The 5,952-nt window shown below is 49.0% G+C and carries 4 protein-coding genes; 1 reads left to right on the top strand and 3 read right to left on the bottom strand.

All coding sequences use genetic code 11. The annotated features are described in order from the left end of the window. Positions 1 to 324: 324 nt before the first annotated feature. From clpB to rluD, 3 genes are all read right to left on the bottom strand, one after another. On the bottom strand, positions 325 to 2,901 hold the full coding sequence (gene clpB, locus BZJ21_RS14900; protein ID WP_021024607.1) for an ATP-dependent chaperone ClpB: 2,577 nt from the start codon (positions 2,899 to 2,901) through the stop codon (positions 325 to 327). Positions 2,902 to 2,982: 81 nt separating this feature from the next. After that, positions 2,983 to 3,705 (bottom strand): peptidoglycan editing factor PgeF, encoded by a 723-nt coding sequence (pgeF, locus tag BZJ21_RS14895; RefSeq protein ID WP_077670207.1) that lies wholly within the window; start codon positions 3,703 to 3,705, stop codon positions 2,983 to 2,985. Continuing rightward, positions 3,705 to 4,679 carry a 23S rRNA pseudouridine(1911/1915/1917) synthase RluD gene (gene rluD / locus BZJ21_RS14890; RefSeq protein WP_077461943.1) on the bottom strand — a complete coding sequence of 325 codons (975 nt, stop codon included), beginning with the start codon at positions 4,677 to 4,679 and terminating at the stop codon, positions 3,705 to 3,707. The genes pgeF and rluD overlap by 1 nt, the downstream gene beginning before the upstream one ends. Before the next feature lie 198 nt (positions 4,680 to 4,877). Here rluD and bamD point away from each other — a divergent pair, with 198 nt between their 5' ends. Continuing rightward, positions 4,878 to 5,603, top strand: coding sequence for an outer membrane protein assembly factor BamD (gene bamD / locus BZJ21_RS14885; RefSeq protein ID WP_021024604.1), 726 nt, complete (start codon positions 4,878 to 4,880; stop codon positions 5,601 to 5,603). Positions 5,604 to 5,952: the final 349 nt, after the last annotated feature.

The raw sequence follows: 5,952 nt of genomic DNA, 5'->3' as shown, positions 1-5,952 counted from the left end.
GTCTATTCTCAACGAGTGCCCACACAGATTGCATAGGTCAAATTGTTAAAGAGCGCCGCTCATCGTTGAGCGGGAGTGGCATAATACGCCACTTTGGCATTGAGTCAAGCATTTTGTTTTGCTTGTCTGTATTGCCGTTGTCAGCTCGGCTTGCCGTGCCAACGAGAGCGCATTATAGAGAGGTAATTTTTTGGCGCAAGGGGTTTTTGATAAAAAGATCTCAGGCGCGCAAAAACCCAACAATTTGCATTATTCCTAAGCGTTTTTGAGTCAAACCAAGAAAAAAGCCACCAAAAATGGTGGCTTTTGCCTGATAGGGCTGGGTTAGCCTTGTTTTGCAATGACATGGTCATTCTCAACATCAAGCCAAACGGGCTGACCTGGGACCAGTTCCCCACTCAAGATTTGTTGCGCCAGTGGGTTTTCGATTGTCTGTTGGATAGCCCGTTTAAGTGGACGCGCTCCGTAGACAGGATCAAACCCGCTTTGAGCAACCTTGGCAAGCGCAGCTTCGGAAATCTCCAATTTGAAATCTTTTTCTGCCATTCGTCGGGCAAGCTCTTGCATCTGCAAGCCAGCGATTTCTTTTATATGCTCTTCAACCAGTGGATGGAACACAACGGCTTCATCAATACGGTTAATAAACTCCGGTCGGAAATGATTCGCCGCCACCTCCATCACTGTTTGCTTCATGCCTGCATAATCCAGTTCACCAAAGTGTGCTTGGATTTGCTCTGAACCCAGATTGGAGGTCATGATGACGACGGCATTTCGAAAATCAACCGTTCGCCCCTGACCATCCGTTAAACGCCCATCATCGAGTACCTGCAACAAGATGTTGAATACATCAGAATGCGCTTTTTCTATCTCATCAAGTAGAATTACCGAATAGGGACGACGACGAACCGCTTCAGTAAGATAGCCCCCTTCTTCATATCCAACATAACCAGGAGGCGCGCCAACTAAGCGTGCTACCGAGTGTTTTTCCATAAATTCAGACATATCTATCCGAACCATAGCATCACGGCTATCGAACATGAATTCGGCCAGCGACTTACATAACTCAGTTTTGCCCACCCCTGTCGGCCCAAGGAAAAGGAAAGAGCCAATCGGGCGATTCGGATCCGCCAGTCCGGCTCGGCTACGCCGAATGGCATTGGCGACCGCACCGACCGCTTCATCTTGACCTATCACCCGCTGGTGCAAGGCTGATTCCATTTTAAGTAGCTTTTCTTTTTCGCTTTCCAGCATACGAGAAACAGGGATCCCTGTCTGCCGTGCGATAACATCTGCGATCTCAGCCTCTGTGACTCGGTTTTTCAATAAAGTCATTTCCTGCATTTCTGCTTGGCTAGCAAGATCGAGCTGCTTTTCTAAGTCAGGAATTTTGCCATACTGTAGTTCTGACATTCGGCTTAAATCCCCGGCTCGCCGCGCTATCTCCATGTCAGTTCGTGCTTGCTCTAGAGCAGCTTTTATATGTTGAGCTCCAGATACAGCGGCTTTTTCTGTGTTCCAGACCTCTTCGAGCTCGGCATAATCACGCTCTTTTGCCTCTAGCTCGTCACGCAGTGTCTCTAAACGCTTTTGACTCGCACTATCTTCTTCTTTTTCTAGTGCTTGTTGTTCAATTTTAAGTTGGACAATGCGTCGTTCTAAGCGATCTAACGAATCGGGTTTCGAATCAATTTGCATCCGAATGCTGGACGCCGCTTCGTCAATAAGATCAATGGCTTTATCGGGTAACTGGCGATCGGCAATGTAGCGATGTGACAAGCTGGCTGCGGCGACGATGGCCGGATCGGTAATTTCTACCGCATGGTGCAGCTCGTAACGCTCTTTTAATCCGCGCAGAATGGCGACCGTGTCTTCTACATTCGGCTCATTCACCAATACTTTTTGAAAGCGACGTTCTAATGCCGCATCTTTCTCTACATATTGGCGGTATTCATCAAGTGTCGTTGCGCCCACACAGTGAAGCTCGCCCCGTGCCAAGGCAGGTTTGAGCATATTCCCGGCATCCATGGCCCCTTCAGCTTTACCGGCCCCGACCATGGTATGAAGTTCATCAATAAAGAGGATGACATTACCTTCCTCTTTCGCCAGTTCATTTAATACCGCTTTTAGTCGCTCTTCAAACTCCCCACGGTATTTAGCCCCAGCGACTAGCGCCCCCATATCGAGAGAAAGCACGCGTTTACGGCGCAAACCTTCCGGTACCTCACCATTCACAATACGCTGGGCTAACCCCTCAACAATCGCGGTTTTGCCTACACCAGGCTCACCAATCAGGACGGGGTTGTTTTTGGTACGACGCTGTAGCACTTGGATGGTCCGGCGAATTTCATCATCACGGCCGATAACAGGATCCAGTTTGCCTTGCTCAGCACGCTCGGTCAGATCCAGAGTAAATTTCTCCAACGCCTGCCGGTTTTCTTCGGCGTTGGGATCATCGACTTGCTGACCGCCACGGACTTTTTCTATCGCTTGTTCAACTTTTTGTGATGTCAGGCCATGGCTGCGCAATAGCTCCCCAAGCGGCCCTTTATCTTCTACCGCAGCTAAGACAAAAAGCTCAGAAGAGATATATTTGTCTTTACGCTTTTGTGAGATCTTATCGCAAAGGTTAAATAAGTTACCCAGATGATTCGAAAGCTGAACCTCACCGCCCGTGCCTGTGACTTGAGGGACGCGATCCAATAACTCAGAAAGGCTAGAGCGCAGTTGGCTCACATCCACGTTCAGCATGGTTAATAGCGGACGAATCGCACTGCTATCTTGATTCAGGAGTGCGGTCATCAAGTGAACGGGTTCAATATATTGATGGTCTCGCCCTAACGCGAGTGATTGCGCATCAGAAATGGCAATTTGAAACTTACTGGTAAAACGGTCAAGGCGCATCGTTAGTTCCTCCCACTTAACACCTTTAGTTGATGAATAAATGGGCACGATGCAGGTATTTTTCAAGCATCTAAGACGACTTTATTTCATTCGCCAGATACACGTTGCCATCCGCCCCGTTTGTCCATCTCGGCGATAGGAATAAAATTGATCGCCTTGCTGGTAGGTACATAGCGATCCCCCATAAATCGCGGTCACGCCAGTAGCTATTAGTCGTTGCCTTGCAAGCGCATAGAGATCAGCCAAATACTTGTCTGACCCTCGAGGTGAAAAAGCGGCCTTGGTCTGCCAAGAATACGAGATGAATGCCTGATAAACATCTTCACCGACTTCAAAAGCTTGTGGACCAATTGCCGGCCCCAACCAAACAAAACAGCGTTCTGGTTGCGCAAATAAAGTGAGGGTTGATTCTAAAACACCATTTAGTAGCCCTCGCCACCCGGCATGTGCCGCCGCGACTTGGCAACCATCATGGCTACAAAAAAGCACCGGTAAGCAATCAGCGGTCATAACCGTACAAGCTTGTCCGACGGTATCTGTAAATGCTGCATCGGCTTTGGGATGTGTGTCTTGATGTGGCAGCCGTGCGACCTCAGTCCCATGAACTTGCTCAAGCCACGTCAGTTCTCCGTGAACCATACCGGCTAGAGCAAGACGATTTTTTTGCACGGCATCTGGATCATCACCCACATGCATACCAAGATTCCAACCCGCAAACGCGCCCTGGCTCACTCCCCCTTCACGAGTTGTGGTAAGTGCACCGATATTATCAGGAGCAGGCCAATCAGGTTGGAGGTAATCCATTAGTACTCGTCTTCTCCGTTTTCCGCTTGGTCGCTACGTAAATGCTCCGTCAATGCGACCATATCGTCGGGGATCGGGGCATGCCATTCCATTTGCTCACCCGTGATCGGATGGTCAAGACGTAACATGGCGGCATGTAATGCTTGGCGCTTGAACTGCCTTAGCGTCTGAACCAAGATCTCGCCGGCTTGACGTGGAGGCTTTGCCTTACCGCCATAAAGCGGGTCCCCTACCAGAGGATGATTTAAATACGCCATATGCACTCGGATTTGGTGAGTCCGCCCCGTCTCTAGTCGCAAACGTAACCGTGTATGACCCCGGAAATGCTCTGCAACCCGATAATGGGTTATCGCAGGCTTCCCTAATTCTTGGACGGCCATATGAGTCCGTTTTGTTGAATGGCGGCCTATCGGTTTGTCCACCATGCCACCACCGGTCATATTGCCAATCGCAATCGCTTCGTATTCACGCGTGATTTTACGTTTTTGTAGCGCGCGTACCAGTCGGGTCTGCGCGGGGATCGTTTTCGCAACCACCATTAGGCCCGTGGTATCTTTATCCAAACGATGCACTATCCCTGCACGCGGTACATCCCCGATATCAGGATAACGGTGAAGTAAACCATTCAATAGTGTTCCATCCGGACAGCCGGCACCTGGATGCACCACAAGCCCAGCAGGTTTATTAATCACCAAGAGGTCATTATCTTCATAGACGACGTCGAGCGGTATCTCTTGGGGTAGCCAGCGATCGTCATCTTCAATCTCTGTGGCAATCTCAACCTGCTCCCCGCCCATGACTTTCTGACGAGGCTTGTCTACCGCCATACCATCGAGTGAGACTTGCCCTGCTTGAATCCATGTTTTGATCCGAGAGCGAGAGTAATCGGGAAACAGCTCTGCGATCGCTTGATCGAGTCGCTGACCCATTTGGTGTTCTTGGATCTGATGGGATAATTCTATCTGTTGTGCCATACCGAACTTTTCTGTGATTTCTATGACTAAACCCTCGCAACAGTCGCTATCGTGGCGCTCGGCATATCGCCGGTAAACGCCTTTTGCTATAGTCGCCTATCACTGGATAAAATAGCCGGGATAATGACATTGTATCTGTTTGCCGCTGTGACCGTAATCCAGATGGCATAAAAACTTTTCAAGGAAGTGCGATAACCCATGAAACGCCTAACCCTTACTGCGCTACTCGCAGCCTCTGTACTCGTCGGTTGCTCAAGCAACAGTCAAGTTGTCCAAGACGATCCGCCATCCAAACTGTATCAGGATGCTGAAGCGCAGTTAAACAAAGGGGCATGGATAACAGCCATTGAAAAGCTTGAGGCATTGGACTCTCGCTATCCGTTTGGTGCTTATTCCGATCAAGTGCAACTGGATCTTATCTATGCTTATTATAAAAATGACGATCTGGCCTTGGCCGAAGCAACCATTGATCGCTTTATGCGTATGCACCCCGCTCATGCCGAAAGTGACTGGGTTGCCTATATGCGAGGCCTCGTTCATATGGCACAAGATCGTAGCCTAATCCACGACATTCTCCGTATGGAGCGCAATGACCGTGACCCTCAGCCGGCTCGTAAAGCATTTGCTGATTTTCGCCGCTTACTCGAACGCTATCCCAATAGCGAGTATGCTGCTGATGCAAAGGCACGTATGATCGCGTTAAAAAATCGTTTAGCGCAATACGAGTTAGCCGCCGCCGACTACTATATTCGTCGTGAAGCTTGGGTTGCAGCCGTTAACCGTTGCCAGGCCTTACAACGAGACTTCCCTGACACTGAAGCCGCTAAAGCTTCTTTGCCTCTGATGCTAACAGCCTATAAGAAGCTCGGACTTGACGAGCCAGCCGAGCGTACTCAGGATCTGATAGACAAAAATTCCATTTAATCCGTCAATATTGGTTAAAACGACACTGGTTAAAACGACAAAAGCCTCTCTATTATAGAGAGGCTTTTTTGTGCTATGTCGCGATGAGACGAGCAAACACGAACAAAAAAAGAAAGCCCTGACCGTCAGGCCAGGGCTCTATTGGTTTTTCATCAAAGATTAAAGATACAAAAAAGCCCCGACCGTTAGGTCAGGGCTTTGTATTTCTACTCATCAAAGTCTTACATATCATTGCTTTGATGCTTAAATTTTTGCTAACTAAAGCCTAATACTAAGCGCTAATTAGATAATGAGAGCCTGGCGATGTCCTACTCTCACATGGGGAGACCCCACACTACCATCGGCGCTG

This window comes from Salinivibrio costicola subsp. alcaliphilus, assembly GCF_001996185.1.
In the GTDB taxonomy this organism is placed as follows: Bacteria; Pseudomonadota; Gammaproteobacteria; order Enterobacterales; family Vibrionaceae; genus Salinivibrio; species Salinivibrio costicola.
Note: the sequence above shows the minus strand (reverse complement) of the source record. Positions and strands in the feature narration are given on the sequence as shown.

What these genes read in the sequence shown, in the direction of transcription:
- rluD (WP_077461943.1), bottom strand. Translation starts at nt 4,679, where the DNA reads ATGGCACAACAGATAGAATTATCCCATCAGATCCAAGAACACCAAATG.
- clpB (WP_021024607.1), bottom strand. Translation starts at nt 2,901, where the DNA reads ATGCGCCTTGACCGTTTTACCAGTAAGTTTCAAATTGCCATTTCTGAT.
- bamD (WP_021024604.1), top strand. Translation starts at nt 4,878, where the DNA reads ATGAAACGCCTAACCCTTACTGCGCTACTCGCAGCCTCTGTACTCGTC.
- pgeF (WP_077670207.1), bottom strand. Translation starts at nt 3,705, where the DNA reads ATGGATTACCTCCAACCTGATTGGCCTGCTCCTGATAATATCGGTGCA.